The organism is Halobacillus litoralis (genome assembly GCF_020524085.2).
Classification (GTDB): domain Bacteria; phylum Bacillota; class Bacilli; order Bacillales; family Halobacillaceae; genus Halobacillus; species Halobacillus litoralis_E.
The window spans coordinates 1,470,337-1,485,677 of the sequence record NZ_CP129016.1 but is presented as its reverse complement, the minus strand read 5'-3'; the positions used below and the strand labels follow the sequence as shown (position 1 = coordinate 1,485,677).

Annotated in this window: 17 protein-coding genes and 1 pseudogene; 9 read left to right on the top strand and 9 right to left on the bottom strand. The window is 41.7% G+C overall.

Annotated features, from left to right (window positions below; translation table 11 throughout):
- The first annotated feature begins 65 nt into the window (after nt 1–65).
- On the top strand, nt 66–1,082 hold the full coding sequence (locus tag LC065_RS07605; protein WP_226592539.1) for a GNAT family N-acetyltransferase: 1,017 nt from the start codon (nt 66–68) through the stop codon (nt 1,080–1,082).
- A 49-nt stretch (nt 1,083–1,131) separates the two neighbouring features.
- Here LC065_RS07605 and LC065_RS07600 read toward each other — a convergent pair whose 3' ends face one another.
- The gene (locus LC065_RS07600; protein WP_226592541.1) at nt 1,132–2,214 is read right to left on the bottom strand and encodes a glycosyltransferase family 4 protein; all 1,083 of its coding nucleotides are present in this window, start codon (nt 2,212–2,214) and stop codon (nt 1,132–1,134) included.
- 218 nt (nt 2,215–2,432) lie between these two features.
- Here LC065_RS07600 and LC065_RS07595 point away from each other — a divergent pair, with 218 nt between their 5' ends.
- Genes LC065_RS07595 through LC065_RS07580 form a run of 4 tightly spaced genes read left to right on the top strand, consistent with a single transcriptional unit; the run spans nt 2,433 to nt 5,142 of the window.
- The gene (locus LC065_RS07595) at nt 2,433–3,116 is read left to right on the top strand and encodes a glycosyltransferase family 2 protein (RefSeq protein WP_306163863.1); all 684 of its coding nucleotides are present in this window, start codon (nt 2,433–2,435) and stop codon (nt 3,114–3,116) included.
- A 9-nt stretch (nt 3,117–3,125) separates the two neighbouring features.
- The gene (locus LC065_RS07590) at nt 3,126–3,485 is read left to right on the top strand and encodes a DUF2304 domain-containing protein (RefSeq protein WP_226592545.1); all 360 of its coding nucleotides are present in this window, start codon (nt 3,126–3,128) and stop codon (nt 3,483–3,485) included.
- A 9-nt stretch (nt 3,486–3,494) separates the two neighbouring features.
- Nucleotides 3,495–3,866: an EamA family transporter gene (locus tag LC065_RS07585; protein ID WP_226592547.1), complete on the top strand. Its 372-nt coding sequence runs from the start codon at nt 3,495–3,497 to the stop codon at nt 3,864–3,866.
- A gap of 13 nt (nt 3,867–3,879) precedes the next feature.
- Nucleotides 3,880–5,142 carry an ArnT family glycosyltransferase gene (locus LC065_RS07580; protein ID WP_226592549.1) on the top strand — a complete coding sequence of 421 codons (1,263 nt, stop codon included), beginning with the start codon at nt 3,880–3,882 and terminating at the stop codon, nt 5,140–5,142.
- A 482-nt stretch (nt 5,143–5,624) separates the two neighbouring features.
- On the opposite strand, the gene LC065_RS07575 is transcribed toward LC065_RS07580, so the two are convergent.
- From LC065_RS07575 to LC065_RS07540, 8 genes and pseudogenes are all read right to left on the bottom strand, one after another.
- Nucleotides 5,625–6,188, bottom strand: a complete 564-nt coding sequence (locus LC065_RS07575) for a hypothetical protein (RefSeq protein ID WP_226592551.1) — start codon at nt 6,186–6,188, stop codon at nt 5,625–5,627.
- A 32-nt stretch (nt 6,189–6,220) separates the two neighbouring features.
- On the bottom strand, nt 6,221–6,337 hold the full coding sequence (locus tag LC065_RS07570) for an anti-repressor SinI family protein (protein ID WP_226592553.1): 117 nt from the start codon (nt 6,335–6,337) through the stop codon (nt 6,221–6,223).
- 24 nt (nt 6,338–6,361) lie between these two features.
- A complete protein-coding gene (locus LC065_RS07565) occupies nt 6,362–6,595 on the bottom strand; it encodes a helix-turn-helix domain-containing protein (protein ID WP_226592555.1) in 234 nt (77 codons plus the stop codon).
- Nucleotides 6,596–6,802: 207 nt separating this feature from the next.
- A complete protein-coding gene (locus LC065_RS07560; protein ID WP_226592557.1) occupies nt 6,803–7,990 on the bottom strand; it encodes a helix-turn-helix domain-containing protein in 1,188 nt (395 codons plus the stop codon).
- A 77-nt stretch (nt 7,991–8,067) separates the two neighbouring features.
- Entirely contained in the window at nt 8,068–8,205 is a 138-nt protein-coding gene (locus LC065_RS07555; RefSeq protein WP_226592559.1) for an anti-repressor SinI family protein, read from the bottom strand.
- Nucleotides 8,206–8,474: 269 nt separating this feature from the next.
- The gene (locus LC065_RS07550) at nt 8,475–8,930 is read right to left on the bottom strand and encodes an IDEAL domain-containing protein (RefSeq protein WP_226592560.1); all 456 of its coding nucleotides are present in this window, start codon (nt 8,928–8,930) and stop codon (nt 8,475–8,477) included.
- Between the two features lie 264 nt (nt 8,931–9,194).
- Nucleotides 9,195–10,896, bottom strand: a pseudogene (locus LC065_RS07545) (phospho-sugar mutase).
- 468 nt (nt 10,897–11,364) lie between these two features.
- Nucleotides 11,365–11,607: a hypothetical protein gene (locus LC065_RS07540; protein ID WP_226592564.1), complete on the bottom strand. Its 243-nt coding sequence runs from the start codon at nt 11,605–11,607 to the stop codon at nt 11,365–11,367.
- Between the two features lie 451 nt (nt 11,608–12,058).
- Here LC065_RS07540 and LC065_RS07535 point away from each other — a divergent pair, with 451 nt between their 5' ends.
- Genes LC065_RS07535 through LC065_RS07520 form a run of 4 tightly spaced genes read left to right on the top strand, consistent with a single transcriptional unit; the run spans nt 12,059 to nt 15,318 of the window.
- Entirely contained in the window at nt 12,059–13,351 is a 1,293-nt protein-coding gene (locus tag LC065_RS07535; protein ID WP_306163862.1) for a homoserine dehydrogenase, read from the top strand.
- 1 nt (nt 13,352) lies between these two features.
- The gene (thrC, locus tag LC065_RS07530; protein WP_226592567.1) at nt 13,353–14,408 is read left to right on the top strand and encodes a threonine synthase; all 1,056 of its coding nucleotides are present in this window, start codon (nt 13,353–13,355) and stop codon (nt 14,406–14,408) included.
- Nucleotides 14,405–15,028, top strand: a complete 624-nt coding sequence (locus LC065_RS07525; protein WP_306163861.1) for a homoserine kinase — start codon at nt 14,405–14,407, stop codon at nt 15,026–15,028. Before thrC ends, LC065_RS07525 begins: the two co-directional genes overlap by 4 nt.
- Nucleotides 14,968–15,318: a homoserine kinase gene (locus tag LC065_RS07520; protein ID WP_306163860.1), complete on the top strand. Its 351-nt coding sequence runs from the start codon at nt 14,968–14,970 to the stop codon at nt 15,316–15,318. Before LC065_RS07525 ends, LC065_RS07520 begins: the two co-directional genes overlap by 61 nt.
- Nucleotides 15,319–15,341: the final 23 nt, after the last annotated feature.

The following is a 15,341-nucleotide window of genomic DNA, read 5'->3' as shown; positions in this document are numbered from 1 at the left end:
GGAGTCCTCACTTTCTTTCATCTGTTATAATGTGAAAGCAATACACCTTGAAAGGAACGAAAACTATGACTGTCAGACATTATCAGCCTGGAGATGAGCATCAAATTCAGGAACTTTTCAAGAAAACATTCGACCAAGATCGCTCCCTACAATCTTGGAGTTGGAAGTTTATAGATAACCCGAAACAAACAGAGCCGTTCATTCTCTTGTACGATGAAGATGGCAAAATTCTAGGCCATATTAGTTTATGGATGACCGAAGCTTATATCGATGGAAAGAAATCAAAGATTGGGCTGCGGGCAGATACGATGGTCGACCCTGATGCCAGGGGAAAAGGCATTTATAAGAAATTGAATGATTCTCTGCTCGACGAAGCTGAACAGGCAGGCATTGATTATCTCTATGGGTTCCCTGCCCCAAAAGCGAAAGAGTTGTTCCTCCGCTACACAGGAGCCCATCATATGACTGACATGCCTCGCTGGATGTTTATCCAGCAGCCTTTTTCGCTTTTATCAACAAAAATAAGTCCTATAGGGATTTTCAAACCTTTAGATAAGATCTATAAGAAATTCAGAGTGCCTAAAAGAACAGACAGTGATTACAGCATCAAGAAAATCACCAAGTGCGACCACTCCTTTGACCGCCTTGCTGATCAAGTTAGTAACCAATCACACGTTATGGTGGTAAGAGATTCAGCCTACTTGAACTGGAGGTATCATGACCACCCGGAAAACACCTACGAGATGCACGGTCTATATGAAGGGGACGAGTTAAAAGGGTACATGGTAACGTCGAAAGAGAAAGGGAAGTTCACCAACGGATTCATCGTGGACTGGCTTGCCCTTTCTGACGATGTCTGGCCATTGCTGTTGCAACAGGCTTTTCTCAATCTTCACGATGCCGACATCATCCAGACCTGGTGTTTAGAACACTCCCCGCCGGTTAAGAGCTTGAAGAAGCAGGGGTTTATCCATAAAGACAGCCCTATGCCTCTTGTTGGTAAAGAAATTTCAGCCCATACCCTCGGATTGGGAAATCCAGAGAAGTGGTTTATTACACCTGGAGATGTGGACTCCTTTTAATCAATGAAACCTAAAAAAGTCTTGCTGGACAGAAGCCAGCAAGACTTTTTTAATGATCTTTCTCTTTCTTTTTTTCGCTTTTTGTAAAGAGGTCAATGATCGGTCGTTTCCCTCGATAAACGACTCCAGTCATTTCCGCAAACAAGTGGAGCAATAAGAGCAAAACGAAAGTGATAATCAGTGAGATTCCAAATGACGTTAAAGAGAACAATAATGCTAAAAATCCGAATAATGCACTGAAGGCGTAAATAATGAGAACCGTCGCTCGATGACTAAAGCCCGCGGCTAAGATTTGATAATGAATGTGTTTATTATCCGGCATCATGATCTTCTGCTTGTTAATAAGCCTTCTCAATATGGAAAAGAGTGTATCAAAGACCGGGATGGCCAGGACGATAATCGGAATTACAAAACTGAAAAGGGTCACATTCTTAAATAAGCCAACCATTGAGATGACAGACATCGAGTACCCTAAGAAAAGGGATCCGGTATCCCCCATATAGATGCGTGCTGGATAAAAGTTATGGAAAAGGAAGCCGATATTACTTCCTATTAATACGACACAAAGGTAAACGATGGCCACTTGAGGTTCAATGGCCAGTGCCATGACCGCAATGCTGATTAACGAGATGGTCGATACTCCGGCTGCCAATCCATCGAGTCCGTCAATTAAGTTGATGGCATTTGTAATTCCAATGATCCAGAAGAATGTGAACAGGATACTGATCGGCTCGTTTAATGTCACCATTCCGATAAAAGGTATGCTCAAAACATCAATTTTCAAACCGGAGAAGATGAGAATAGCTGCTGCTAATACCTGTCCCCCCAGTTTCATGATCGGACGTATTTGAAAACGATCATCAAAAAGTCCCGTTAACACAATAATGATGGCTCCGATACAGATGGGGATGATATAAGGCAACTCAGGACGTATGAAGAGAATCCCAGCTGCAGCCCCTCCAAATATAGCAAGTCCTCCCATCCGGGGAGTCACTTCTTTATGTATTTTCCGTAGTTCAGGATAGTCCATCATCTTCCATTTCACCGCTAACTTCATAACCGGGAAGACGAGCACATAACTGACGGTCATCGAGAGTAATATCGCTATTGTCATTTCTACATATATGTTCATAAAAATCCTCACTTATTTTTTGATATTTACGTGATTTTGGCGGTTACATTATATCATACGGATGCAACCATGATGTCGTTAATTGTAAAAGAACATCTTATTTCCAATTTCACAGTAGAATTTGAGCATGTACCTCTTCCTACTCTATGTTACAATATTCTTTGTGCAGAAATATTTGAAACATTATTTTCCATTATGGAAGGGAGAAAAAAGAACGTATGAAGGTTCTTATCATTATACCAGCTTATAATGAAGAAGATTCAATTTATGATACTGTCCAAAGTGTAAAAGCATCAACGGATTACGACTATATCGTTATTAATGACGGTTCAAGAGACCGCACCCCATATATTCTCGAAGAAAATGGCATCCACCACCTGACCCTTCCTAATAATTTAGGAATCGGAGGAGCCATGCAAACCGGGTACAAGTATGCCTTAAGGAACGGTTATGATTATGCCATTCAACTGGATGCCGACGGCCAGCATAATCCAGTGGATTTGAGAAACTTGATTGATGAAATTGAAAGTACCGGATATGACATGATCATAGGCTCGCGATTTGTGGAACAAAGTGGTTACAGAGGAAGCATCACGAGAAGAATCGGTATCTACTACTTTTATGCCATGCTTAAGCTACTCACTAGAATCAGGATTACCGATCCTACCTCTGGTTATCGGGTAGCCAACCGAAGAGTCATCCATGAATTTGCCAACCATTACCCTATTGATTATCCAGAAGTGGAAGTCCTGGTTCATTTAACGAAGAAGAAATTTAAAATCAAAGAAATTAAAGTCGAAATGAACAACCGACAGGGAGGGCAATCTTCCATCACTCCCATCAAGTCTATTTATTACATGACAAAAGTCACCTACTTCTCTTTAATCAGGTCGATTTTTTAAGGAGGACCTATGAGCATCGTACAAATCATCGTTATTGTCTCAGCTTTATTTTTCTTCGGACAGGTGATGTATTTCACTTCCAAGAATAAATTACAAGATCAACAAGCTTTTATATGGTTGATGTTTGCAAGCATCGGTGTCTTACTGGCATTGTTCTTAGATAAAATCAACCAGCTCGCAAGTTCCATTGGGATCGCCTATATGCCATCCCTTATTTTTGTCATCGCGTTTTTAATCATCCTGAACCTATTAATCTTTCATACCATCAGCCTTACGAAGCAGCAAAACAAAGTGAAAAATTTAACTCAAGAATTAGCTTATTTAAACAAAGAGATACGAGAAATAAAGAAAAATCAACTCAAAGGATAGATGTTTTAAATGGGAATCGTGAACTTTGGTTTAATCTTTTTAAACACCCTGGTATTAGTATCCGGACAATTTTTATGGAAGTATGGACTCATGCAGAAAGAAGTCAACTTTCAAAATATCGGTGACATCATTTCATTATTTTTATCACCTTTTATTATTGGTGGACTGACTCTATACGGTTTCGCAACCGTCCTATGGTTGTTCATCCTAACAAGAGTCCCACTCAGTGTCGCTTATCCGGTTCAAAGTATCGCCTATATTCTTGCTGTATTCGGCGCTTACTTTATCTTTAATGAACCCCTTTCTACGACTAAAATCGCAGGTGTCCTGTTGATCATGATCGGTGTTTCATTGATCGGATTTTCCAGTAACAGCATGTAAGGAGCACATCAAAATGATTTCTTTTTTAAAACGATATCAAAACCACTTCATCTGGGGCATTGTGGGACTAGCACTTGCTCTAAGGTTAACCGCTCTGTTCAGTTATGGATTGTCTCTTCACCTAAATAGTGACGATGCCGGTTATATCTCAAGTGCTGTTACATTTCTTGAAACGGGTATGCTCACCTACCATGACCCTACACACCCGACCGTTCACATCATGCCTGGACAGACCGTCCTGCTGGCAAGTGTCTTCTTTTTCCTTGGCCATGGAGATGTAGGCATCTATGCAGCCAAAACCTTATTGATCCTGTTAGGTACATTGAATGTGTACCTCGTTTACTGCCTTGGCAAGTACATAGCCAATATCAAAGTCGGCCTTCTAGCCGCCTTTTTCTTAGCTATTTTCGTGCCCCAAATTTTGACGGATAATTTATTATTAACGGAAACACCATTTATGACATGCCTGCTCGGTCTTGTCTATTTTTCCATCAAATTAGCCAATGAGAAGAAAATGTCTCAGTTCTTTCTATTGATGCTTTTTTATGTGAGTGCCATCATGTTCAAAGCTACGATTGCTTTATATCCATTTGTACTGCTCATTTATTTCATCGCAAAAAAATACCCGATAAAGCTAGCTCTCAAACAAGCACTGATTGCGATTGGTATTTTACTTATCACTCTCGGCCCATGGTGGGTGAGGAATTATATCCATTATGATGAATTCATCCCACTGACGGGAGGATCCGGAAACCCTCTTTTACTAGGAACGTACCAGGGACATGGATATAATATTGGCGAACCCTATGAAAAAGTGAAGCAGGATATAAAAGATATGGACACTGCCCATGCCTACGAAAGGTTGAGTCTGCAAAAAGAAGCTGCCATAGAAAGAATTAAAACATGGTGGGAAGAGGACCCAAGGCTGTTTTTAAAGTCTTATATCGAATTTAAAACCATTAATCAATGGGAAACCCAATTTTACTGGATTGAAATATTCAACATAAGCAAGGAACTGATCAATAAGATCCAAGTTTGGATCATGTATTTAGGATTAGCTTCCTTAACGGTCTTCTTCATGTTGCAAGAAGGAAAAAGGGAATACATGTTTTTGCTATTGCTCATTCTCTACACGACCATCTTAAACAATATTTTCTTTTCCTATGATCGGTACAACCAACCGTTCATGTTCATAGTATTCTTATTCATTGCAGGTTTTTTGACCACATTCATTCATTTGATGATGAAGAAAGTATTTTCCTTAAAGCCGCGATAAAAAAAAAGACGTCCTCGGAGGGCGTCTTTTTTCTATTCTTGCAGCTGCTCTATTAATTGATCAATAACTTCGCGAGACGATAGCAATTCAGCATTTTCTGTTCGTTGAATAATGTTCTGTAACACTTCCTGTAAATTATCCATGCTACCCACCTTTTCTGTTCTCTTAATCTCTTATATTTACTTAAACCTTCGTCTTTAAACGACTTTTTCTGACGGCTGTCTATGTAATTACTGCATTAGACGATTCCATCTCCTAAAAGGTTTCAAAAATCTAGTTATTTCCTGGGGGAAATATGTCTAAATAACAAACGCTCATATAATCATAGCTTAATTGTTAGATAATTAAAAGCGTTTAATTATTAGTAATTTATGAAAATTATAACCTTCCGTGAATAAAACAGTTAAAAAGCCTAGCCCAAAACACCTGGTTGAACTAAGCTTCACATCACTTTTGGCACTATGGATAGTTCATTTTCTGTTTTAAGAAACGGTAGCCCATGTTCTCCGGAGGGTCCTCAGTTTATAACTCCCCCCTACATCAAACCTGTGTACATGTTTTTGGATCACTTCCAATCCTTCTACATGGTACGTGAAAAAGATGACGGCGGGGTGCATGAAGGAATCATAAAAGAAGATGGGATTGAAACTTCTGTTTACCTTCTTCAACTTCCACTTGCCTAGCAAATCCAATTGACGAACATAATCATCATCAATGATCGCCTGCGATATGACATCCGTTTTATTATGACTATACTCCAGCAGGTGATGATAACAAATCGCTGCTTGTACATAAGATAAGGGGGACTCGTCTCCTGCAATACTTAACATGAATTCATCTTCAAGTCCTTGCTCATAGTGATTCGCAAAAACATCATTGTTCGAACATAATAAAGACCATCCATGTTTCAAGTATAGTTGAGAATACTGATCGACTACACCATCTAAACGTATCCTTTCTCCCGTTTTTAATGGGATGGGAGGAATAGGAGGGTTGATCCTATTTTTAAAGGTAGCCTCGCGCTTAAATATCGTTTTATTTTTCACACCTGCTCCTCCTGTTCCTTTTTAAGAAGCTCTTAGTCTTTATTATTTTGCAGAAAGCCTTTGATGTCACTTATAGAAAGCCCTATTGCTTTGGCCTCTTTGATCAGATCCACCCACTCGTTATCGGTTTGACTCTCGTAATTACCCAAGCTTTTTCTCCTTTCTTGCAAAGCTCAATTCACATCTTTTTTCTCGTCTTCCCCGTATTTATGTGTCAGTAATTCTTCTAATGGGACATCAAGTGTCTTTGCCAGCTTTCCCATGATAATCAATGAAGGATTTTTTTGTACGTCTCTCTCAATATTACTAATGTACGACTTAGAAACTCCGGACTTTTTCGCAAATTCATTGACAGACATCCCTTTTCCTACTCGCAGCACACGGATTTTCTCCCCGATAGACAACATCCATTTTCCCTCACCTTCTTAGTAGTTGACCTTTTTCACGTATGTTCTTTATAAAGAATATTATAACGGTTCAGTTCTTTAAAGAAAACGCTCGAATTTGTTTACTATGTACGTTTTATAAACAAAATACTACCGATATCACGAATTTCCTTTATTTTCATTCCTTTTTTGAGAACAAAAAAACAGCCAGGATCATTTTCCTGACTGTTAACCCTTTTCCATCTGATATTTTCGTCTGAACTCTTTTGGACCGATGCCTTCCATACTTTTGAAAACTCTCGTGAAGTAGCTTTGGCTGTTGTATCCGAGCAGCATACTAATATCCAACAAGGAATGTTGAGTGATACAGAGAAGTTCCTTCGCTTCCTTAATTCGCTGCTGATTAATGAAGTGAGTGATGGAGACCCCTTTCTCTTTAGTGAACACCCCTGACAAGTAATTGGGGTTCACTTTCAGAGTTTCTGCGATGCCTTTCAATGTGAGCTCCTTCGTCAGATTCTGAAAAATGTATTTCTGCGCTCGTTCGACAAGTGGTGAATAAAATGATTGTTCATCTATTTTTTTAATCCGATCTAAAAAGGATTGCAGAATGTTCAGTTCGAGGGATTTCAAATCCTCCACCAAAATCTTTGATTCTAAGAAATTGATATAGAAGTCACAAAGGGAATTGACTTCATCCTGTTGGGCTCCTTCTTCCGTGCATATGTAACCTAACTCCGACACCAGACGGATCATATGATTCTTCATCATTCGCACATCAGGGTTAATGAGAGCTTTTTCTCTATGCGCCTGATATTCTTCCAAAGCTCGGGCATCCCCTTTTTTAAAGAGGTCAATAAAATTCTGTTTGGAAGCGATGATTTCAGGGTATGAATGAAGCGACTGTGTAAAAGCTTGATACTGGTTACGGATCTTTTCTTCCTCAAGTGCATATCTGACTTTCTTTTCTTTTTTCGGAAATAGTTGGTTAAGCAACCGTTTGACCGACTGGATTTGAACTTGATTCAATATAGGAAGCTGCTGGTAGTATTGAACGAACTGTTCCTCTAATGTATCATCAAGATCATTCATAATAAGCGTCATCTTTACATGCTTCCTTGATACATCCTTTTCCAAAAATGGACCTACACCTAATACATATTCTTTTCCTTCCAACTCCATAGGATATAGAAAAAGGTGTTGATCATAAGGATCTGTGAACATCTGAATAGTGTACGGACGTTTTCTGCTCTCATTGATATAACTTCTATGTAAGTCTCTCAGTGCATACGGTGGCTTTTGAAAGCTATCAGGAAAATGGTATGACAATTTGTTACGATCGTTAATTAACAAAACCGGGGTTTGTAGGGCAATAGAACAATCCTTTAATAAATTAATAATTTCATATTTCGTCATGATAGACCCCTCACTGCATCTTATTACTCATTAATTCTATCATGTCAAAAAAAGAACACCCTTTCAAGTAAAGGATGTTAAACTGATTTCTTTTGTTTTTGATTTTCCTGCAAAAAGCTTTTAACATCTTCCGTGCTTAACCCCAATGCTTTTGCTTCCTTTATGAGAGAAACCCATTCATCATCCAACTTTTGCTTTCCAGGTAACGTTTTCATCCGGTCACCCTCCCTAAAATGGTTAAATCGATGAGGTGAGCTTCATGATCGGTTGTATCCCCAATTCTATGAGCTCTCATGCTCCTATACCTTTATCTTCTATGTACTATTATAATGGATGGATATAGATGGAAATTTAAATATACTCACTATTTTTTCACATTTTTCAGTTAATTTTTCTGATTTTTCATAAAGTTATTGTAATTTTTTGTAGAATAGAGTATTGGGATAAAATACCCAGGCATGATTGCATTCATACCTGGGTATCTTCATTTGTACATGTGATTCCATTTTTCAGTGAGAAGACGGAAGGCGTCTTCATCATTTTGATCGATCGCCTTGTCGATGAGGCGTCGAAGGTTATTTTTTTCTAATTCACGGATGATTTCCTTCACTTCTTTAGATGATTGCTGACTGATTTCGATCCCCTCTTCATAATACGGCGACACAATCGAATGAAGGTGCTTGAGAAACTCAGGGAGTTGCAGTAAATCGGAGACAGAAACATATACCATTTTCTTGCCCCGTTGAAAGACGAATATATCGAAAACGTTATGCACCCGTTGACGATTGCGGTCGATTATAATTTCTCTTGATTCCATTGGGATGAACTGATACAACTCGTTATCGATGAGTAGCGAAAAGTACTGGTAGGCTAGAACGACTCGAATGAAGCGTTTGTCTTCTTTAACATAGTATGGCTTAAGCATTTTTATGTTCAACATAGGCCCACCCCTTTTTCATTAAATCTGAATTTTCAGTATTTTATTCTATTATCGCTCATTTGTCAACAAAATGAAAGCGATTAATCCGGAATGGGCTGTGGGTTTGGAGTTTATAGGTTCGTGTTTAGGTGAATAATGTTGAACATTGTTGTATAACGACCAAACTGAGTCGTGCAGCGACTTAACGCTGGGGGATAACGAGCTAACGTAGGTTCGTAACAAAAAAACCTCGATCCCGTGGAAACGGAATCGAGGTTTCTTGATTTAGATGAGCGCATGCAAGCGTTCGTTAACGGTTGCTTTCACTGAGGCCAGTAATTCTTCACTTTCTTGTCTCGTACTGGATTTCACCCCGTAATAAAACTTGATTTTCGGTTCCGTACCTGATGGACGAAGGCAGAACCAGCAGTCATCTTCAAGGATGAACTTGACCACGTTGGACGTCGGAAGATCGATTTCCTCTTCGGTTCCGTCCTGCACATGTTTACGGATGGTCGTCGCATAATCTTCGATGGCAACGACTTTCTTTCCACCCGCTTCTTTAATTTCTGCGTTACGGAAGTCGTCCATAATTGCCTTGATTTGCTCTGTCCCTGATTTCCCTTCGAGTTTCATCGACTGTAGGTCCTCAAGGAAGTAGCCGTGTTTTTCATATAACTCATCGAGAGCATCCAGTAACGTTTTCCCTTGATTCTTCCAATGTGCCCCGACTTCTGCTGCAAGGACAGCGGCCTGGACAGCGTCTTTGTCACGGGCAAAGTCTTTAACTAGATAACCGTAGCTTTCCTCATAGCCGAACATGAACGTGTGCTCCCCACTTTGTTCATATTCACGGATTTTTTCCCCGATGAACTTGAAGCCTGTCAGCGTATCGAGGGAACGAATGCCGTAAGCGTTTGCGATGACCCGGCCGAATTCAGAGGTTACAATCGTTTTGATCAAAAGTCCGTTTTTCGGCAGTTGTTCAGATTGACCGAGAATGTAATCCAGTAAAAGGGCACCTGTCTGGTTTCCTGTAAGGACGACATATTCTCCTTTTTCGTTAGGGACAGCAATTCCGAGGCGATCGGCATCAGGATCTGTCGCCATCAGTAAGTCAGCTCCAATGGCTTTTCCTTGATCAATCGCCATCTCAAAGGCCTGATGTTCTTCAGGGTTCGGTGATGCGACAGTAGAAAATTCAGGGTCCGGTTTCGCTTGCTCTTCCACAATGTGAATGGAAGTGAATCCACTCTGCTGCAGCCCTTTTTCTACAAGGTCACGTGCCGTACCGTGCAGAGGTGTGAATACAAGGGATAGGTCCTTTTTAATATCCGGTTGGACGGTGACGCCTTTCAATGCTTCCAGATAGGCAGCATCGACTTCATCATCCATCCAGCGAAGCAGCCCTTTTTCTTCAAGCTCTTGCTGATCAGCAGCTTCGACTTTCAATTCGTTTTCCACTTTGTTCACAAAATCGATCATGATTTCCGCCTGCTCAGGAGGTAGTTGTCCACCGTCCTCATTGTAGGCTTTGAAACCATTGTATTCCGGAGGGTTGTGGCTTGCGGTTACGACAACGCCTGCTGCTGCGTTCAAATGACGGACAGCAAAAGACAACTCCGGTGTCGGTCTTAACGACGTGAATACATAAGAAGGAATGCCGTGGTGACCAAGCACACGAGCGGTTTCAACTGCAAACTCCTTGGACATATAACGGGAGTCGTAGGCGATCGCCACCCCTCTATTAGACAAGCCCTGGTCGTTGACATACGTAGCCAGACCTTCGGCGGCTTTTCTCACTGTGTAGATGTTCATGCGGTTTGTTCCTGGTCCGAGCTTTCCGCGCATTCCACCCGAATTCCAGGTTCTTGTAGAAAGCATCTTCCAAAGATTGTTCATCTGATGTTAGTTCTTCTAGCTTTGATGCAAGATCGGCATCAAGTTCGGTAAATTCTTTCCAACGGTTGTAATCATTTTTCCACATGCACAACACTCCTTCGTTATTATTTTTCGTTAGTGATATAGGGAAGTCATTTTCTAAGAGCAGAATTTAGATTAGTGATGGGTGAATCACCCACACCGACATTGGATTCCTACTCGTTCTTCTCTGTTCTTTTCTTTCGCCATTATTTGGTCGAATTCCTGTTTTTTCGGCGCATTTAGATAGAAATCTTTTACTTTTCTTATCTTTTTACACCGAGAGCTAATAAACTATGTAACTGCTTACTATAATTGTAACATTTATATAGGTTGGGGCTGTTATGGAAATATCTGTATGACCTGCTACACCTTTTATTTCCATCGATAGATTTCCATTGTTTATACTGTTCTAATATGTAAATTAATGATGGGAATATTTGTATGACCTGGTCTCACTATTATTTCCAAAAGAAAGAAGGCCGCTGTGGATGTAGCTAGCGGCCTTCTTTTCTTTTGCTTCCTTATTATGAGTTTAGTCTGAGGGGAAAAATTTCAGTAGATCGTTTTTTATCTCTATACATATATCTATATCCATCGTCTCTTTCTTCTCTCTATGGAGGCGATACACGGTTGCTCTTCCTTCTCTTATAAATTCATCCTCGCGTCCATATATTCCCCATTCTTTAATGAGTTTCCTTACGAATTCATCATAGATTTCGAAATTCTTGGGTAATTGTAAGACGCCTTGTATTCCCGACTGTGTTGACATTTCCATTTGTGGTTTCACCTCCTCATCTGTTCCATTTAGTTATAATGTACCTTCCATTATTAGTCAATATATCCTATATTTTTCAAAATATCTCCATTTGTAATTTTTACAATAAACGATACAAAGAAAACGATTTTCACCATTGAAATTATATAAAAAAACCCTTTTCAATATGAAAATGACTTCTAAAAATGAAATGTTTTGGGTTTGTTAATTTAATGTAAAGTTATTGAATCTACTAAAAAGCATGGGCTTATCTATAGCATCAACCAATAAATCCATTTAGAGCAGGGGATAAACCCACAACTAAATTTCCATTTACTGGTGTATCAGGTCATACAAAATTTGGATAATGAAATAGTCGGATAATTCGCTCTTGTGATTCAATTTCCTTTCCGTTACAATGTCCTTTATACAAAGAATAATGTTTATTTCAAGTAGACAAGGAGTGTGAACGATGAATAAAGCCATTACCGTAGGACTACTAGGACTTGGAACGGTCGGAAGTGGAGTGATTGAGATCCTCCGCGATCATAAAGAACGCATTGAACATAAGACAGGGTGTGACGTCACGATTAAGTCTGTGCTTGTCAGTGATATGTCTAAGCCCCGCGAGGTTCCGGCTGAGACCCAGTTGACGGATCAGTACCAGGATATTACGAGAGATCCGGAGATTGATGTCATCGTAGAGGTGATGGGTGGGATCGATCACACGCTTACTATATTATTAGAAGCGATTGAACACGGAAAACACATTGTGACTGCGAACAAGGATCTTGTCGCCCAGCACGGAGAGCAGCTTTTCGAAGCTTGCCAGAAACATAAGTGTGACTTGTATTATGAAGCAAGCGTAGCCGGCGGAATTCCAATTATCCGCTCCATTATGGATGGCCTGTCCTCCGATCGCATCACGAAAATGATGGGGATCGTGAACGGAACGACAAATTATATTATGACGAAAATGGCGCAGGACGGCGTTGATTTTGACAGCGTCTTGAAGGAAGCGCAGGACCTTGGTTTTGCAGAAGCAGATCCTACTGCTGACGTGGACGGTCTGGATGCGGCCATGAAGATGACGATTCTATCAATCTTAGGTTTTTCTATGCCTTATAGTTTAGAAGATGTTGATATCAAAGGGATCCGTGGAATTTCATCAGATGACATCACCTACGCAGAAGAGCTGGGGTACCGCATCAAGCTGATTGGAATTGCGGAAAACAACCACAATGGAGTTTCTGTCAGTGTCGAGCCGACATTGCTCCCGATCCAACACCCGCTTTCTTCTGTTAACGATGAATTCAATGCGGTCTACGTTTATGGGGATGCCGTCGGCGAAACGATGTTTTATGGACCAGGGGCCGGGAAGCTTCCGACAGCCACTGCTGTTGTTGCTGACCTTATTGCTGTTCTGAAAAACATTCGCCTTGGCACGACAGGAACGGCGTATGTACAGCCGCAATTCCCTAAGCAAGTGAAAGCGAAGAAAGATCAATTGACGAAGAAGTACATTCGCCTTCACGTCGATGATAAAGCCGGGATGTTGAACGACCTGACGAACATTTTCGCCCAATACGACCTCTCCTTTGATCAGTTTACTCAACGTTCCACCGATCAGGATGGCGAACGTGAATTGATGATGGTGACCCATCAGGTCAGTGAGGAAGATTTTGAAAAAGCGATCCAGGACATTGAGTCCCTTGATTCCGTAAGAAGTATCGACAGTATATTCCGTGTAGAAGGAGGAAACTGACATGTGGCGTGGATTAATTCATGAATATGGCGAGTTTTTACCCGTTTCCGAAAAAACACCAAAGCTGACGTTACATGAGGGCAATACCCCGCTCCTTCCCATCCCGTCCATCTCGCAGGACCTGGGTATCGAGGGTTATGTAAAAATTGAAGGAGCGAACCCGACAGGCTCCTTCAAAGACCGTGGCATGGTGATGGCGATGGCAAAAGCAATCGAAGAAGGCTCAGAGGCTGTCATTTGTGCCTCTACTGGGAACACTTCCGCTTCAGCGGCTGCCTTTGCTGCACGGGCAGGACTTCGCTGCATCGTCGTCATTCCGGATGGAAAAATTGCGGAAGGAAAATTGGCGCAGGCCGTTATGTACGGCGCGGAAATTTTTGCAATCAAAGGGAACTTTGATGACGCTCTTCGTATGGTCCGGAAAATGGCGGAGAATGAGCCGGTCACACTCGTGAACTCTGTGAACCCTTACCGCATCGAAGGTCAGAAGACGGCTGCATTCGAAGTTTGTGACGCTCTTGGCTCTGCACCGGACATTTTAAGCATCCCCGTAGGTAATGCCGGAAACATTACGGCGTACTGGAAAGGGTTCAAGGAATACAATGAGCGCCATGGTTCCGGCCTGCCTCAGATGATGGGCTTTGAGGCGAGTGGTTCTGCTGCGATCGTCCGCAATCAAATCATCGAGGATCCGGAAACGCTGGCGACAGCGATTCGGATCGGTAACCCGGCTAGCTGGGATAAAGCGTTGAGCGCGCGTGATGAATCCAATGGTCTAATTGATGAAGTAACAGATGAAGAAATCGTTGAAGCGTATCAATATTTAGCTGAAAAAGAAGGCGTGTTCGCTGAACCGGCATCCTGCGCTTCTATCGCAGGCATGATCAAAAAAGTAAAAGACGGCACGATCCCGCAAGGCTCGAAAATCGTTCATGTGTTAACAGGAAATGGCTTGAAAGACCCGAACACAGCTATTGATAAGAGCCCGGTCAAGCCTACAAGGATCGGAAATGATTACAACATTTTCGCTTCTGCTGTCACAGGTGTCCAATCATGAGCCGGTTTCAAATCCGAGTGCCTGCAACATCAGCGAACCTGGGTCCGGGATTTGATTCCGTCGGCATTGCACTATCGAAGTACGTGACGTTTGACTGTCAGCCGGCGGATGAGTGGTTTTTTTCCGTTCCTGAAAAAGACCAGCCCTATATTCCTTCGGGCAAAAGCAACCTGATTTACAAAACGGCGTTATTCACAGCCGAAGCCATGGGTCATGAAGAGCTTCCGGCGACCCACGTGGAGTTGACGAATGATGTGCCGATTGCTCGGGGACTTGGCAGCTCATCAACCGCCGTTGTCGGAGGAATTGAACTGGCCGATCACCTTCTCGATCTTGGCTTGAGCCGTTATGAGAAGTTTAAAATCGCCTGCGAAATCGAAGGGCATCCTGATAATGTAGGACCTGCTATATTCGGTGGCATTATGGTATCCAATTACGATGGGGAGCATTTGGATTATGTCCATTTTACAGAAGGAATGGATGATTTGACCTGGAGCTCGCCATCATACCGGACTACCATTTGGAAACAGAAAAAGCACGTGGGTTGCTACCTGTGGAGATGGACTATAAACAGGCGGTCAACAATAGTGGGAGCGCTAATGTCCTCGTCGCGGCATTAGCAACGAAAAATTGGCCGCTTGCCGGAAAAATGATGCAGAGCGACCGCTGGCATCAGCCTTACCGGCAGATTCTGATTCCCGGCTTTTCCTCTTTCAAAGGGATCCTGGAGAAAGAACATTCTCTTGGCCATTATATCAGCGGGGCTGGGCCGACCACGGTCGCCCTTTTTGATGAATGGGATGATAGTAAAAGAGAACGACTTGAATTGGCTCTGGAAGATTACCAAGTCGAACCGCTTCAAGTAGACCTGAGTGGTGCGGAAACGCTCGTTTTAACTCCTGAAAAATGACGAAGAGAACCAGTACATGGCGT

Coding starts and splice junctions, on each gene's coding strand:
- LC065_RS07605 (WP_226592539.1), top strand. CDS start 66: ATGACTGTCAGACATTATCAGCCTGGAGATGAGCATCAAATTCAGGAA.
- LC065_RS07525 (WP_306163861.1), top strand. CDS start 14,405: ATGAGCCGGTTTCAAATCCGAGTGCCTGCAACATCAGCGAACCTGGGT.
- LC065_RS07520 (WP_306163860.1), top strand. CDS start 14,968: ATGGACTATAAACAGGCGGTCAACAATAGTGGGAGCGCTAATGTCCTC.
- LC065_RS07550 (WP_226592560.1), bottom strand. CDS start 8,930: ATGTTGAACATAAAAATGCTTAAGCCATACTATGTTAAAGAAGACAAA.
- LC065_RS07535 (WP_306163862.1), top strand. CDS start 12,059: ATGAATAAAGCCATTACCGTAGGACTACTAGGACTTGGAACGGTCGGA.
- LC065_RS07555 (WP_226592559.1), bottom strand. CDS start 8,205: ATGAAAACGTTACCTGGAAAGCAAAAGTTGGATGATGAATGGGTTTCT.
- thrC (WP_226592567.1), top strand. CDS start 13,353: ATGTGGCGTGGATTAATTCATGAATATGGCGAGTTTTTACCCGTTTCC.
- LC065_RS07590 (WP_226592545.1), top strand. CDS start 3,126: ATGAGCATCGTACAAATCATCGTTATTGTCTCAGCTTTATTTTTCTTC.
- LC065_RS07580 (WP_226592549.1), top strand. CDS start 3,880: ATGATTTCTTTTTTAAAACGATATCAAAACCACTTCATCTGGGGCATT.
- LC065_RS07600 (WP_226592541.1), bottom strand. CDS start 2,214: ATGAACATATATGTAGAAATGACAATAGCGATATTACTCTCGATGACC.
- LC065_RS07595 (WP_306163863.1), top strand. CDS start 2,433: ATGAAGGTTCTTATCATTATACCAGCTTATAATGAAGAAGATTCAATT.
- LC065_RS07565 (WP_226592555.1), bottom strand. CDS start 6,595: ATGTTGTCTATCGGGGAGAAAATCCGTGTGCTGCGAGTAGGAAAAGGG.
- LC065_RS07560 (WP_226592557.1), bottom strand. CDS start 7,990: ATGACGAAATATGAAATTATTAATTTATTAAAGGATTGTTCTATTGCC.
- LC065_RS07585 (WP_226592547.1), top strand. CDS start 3,495: ATGGGAATCGTGAACTTTGGTTTAATCTTTTTAAACACCCTGGTATTA.
- LC065_RS07540 (WP_226592564.1), bottom strand. CDS start 11,607: ATGGAAATGTCAACACAGTCGGGAATACAAGGCGTCTTACAATTACCC.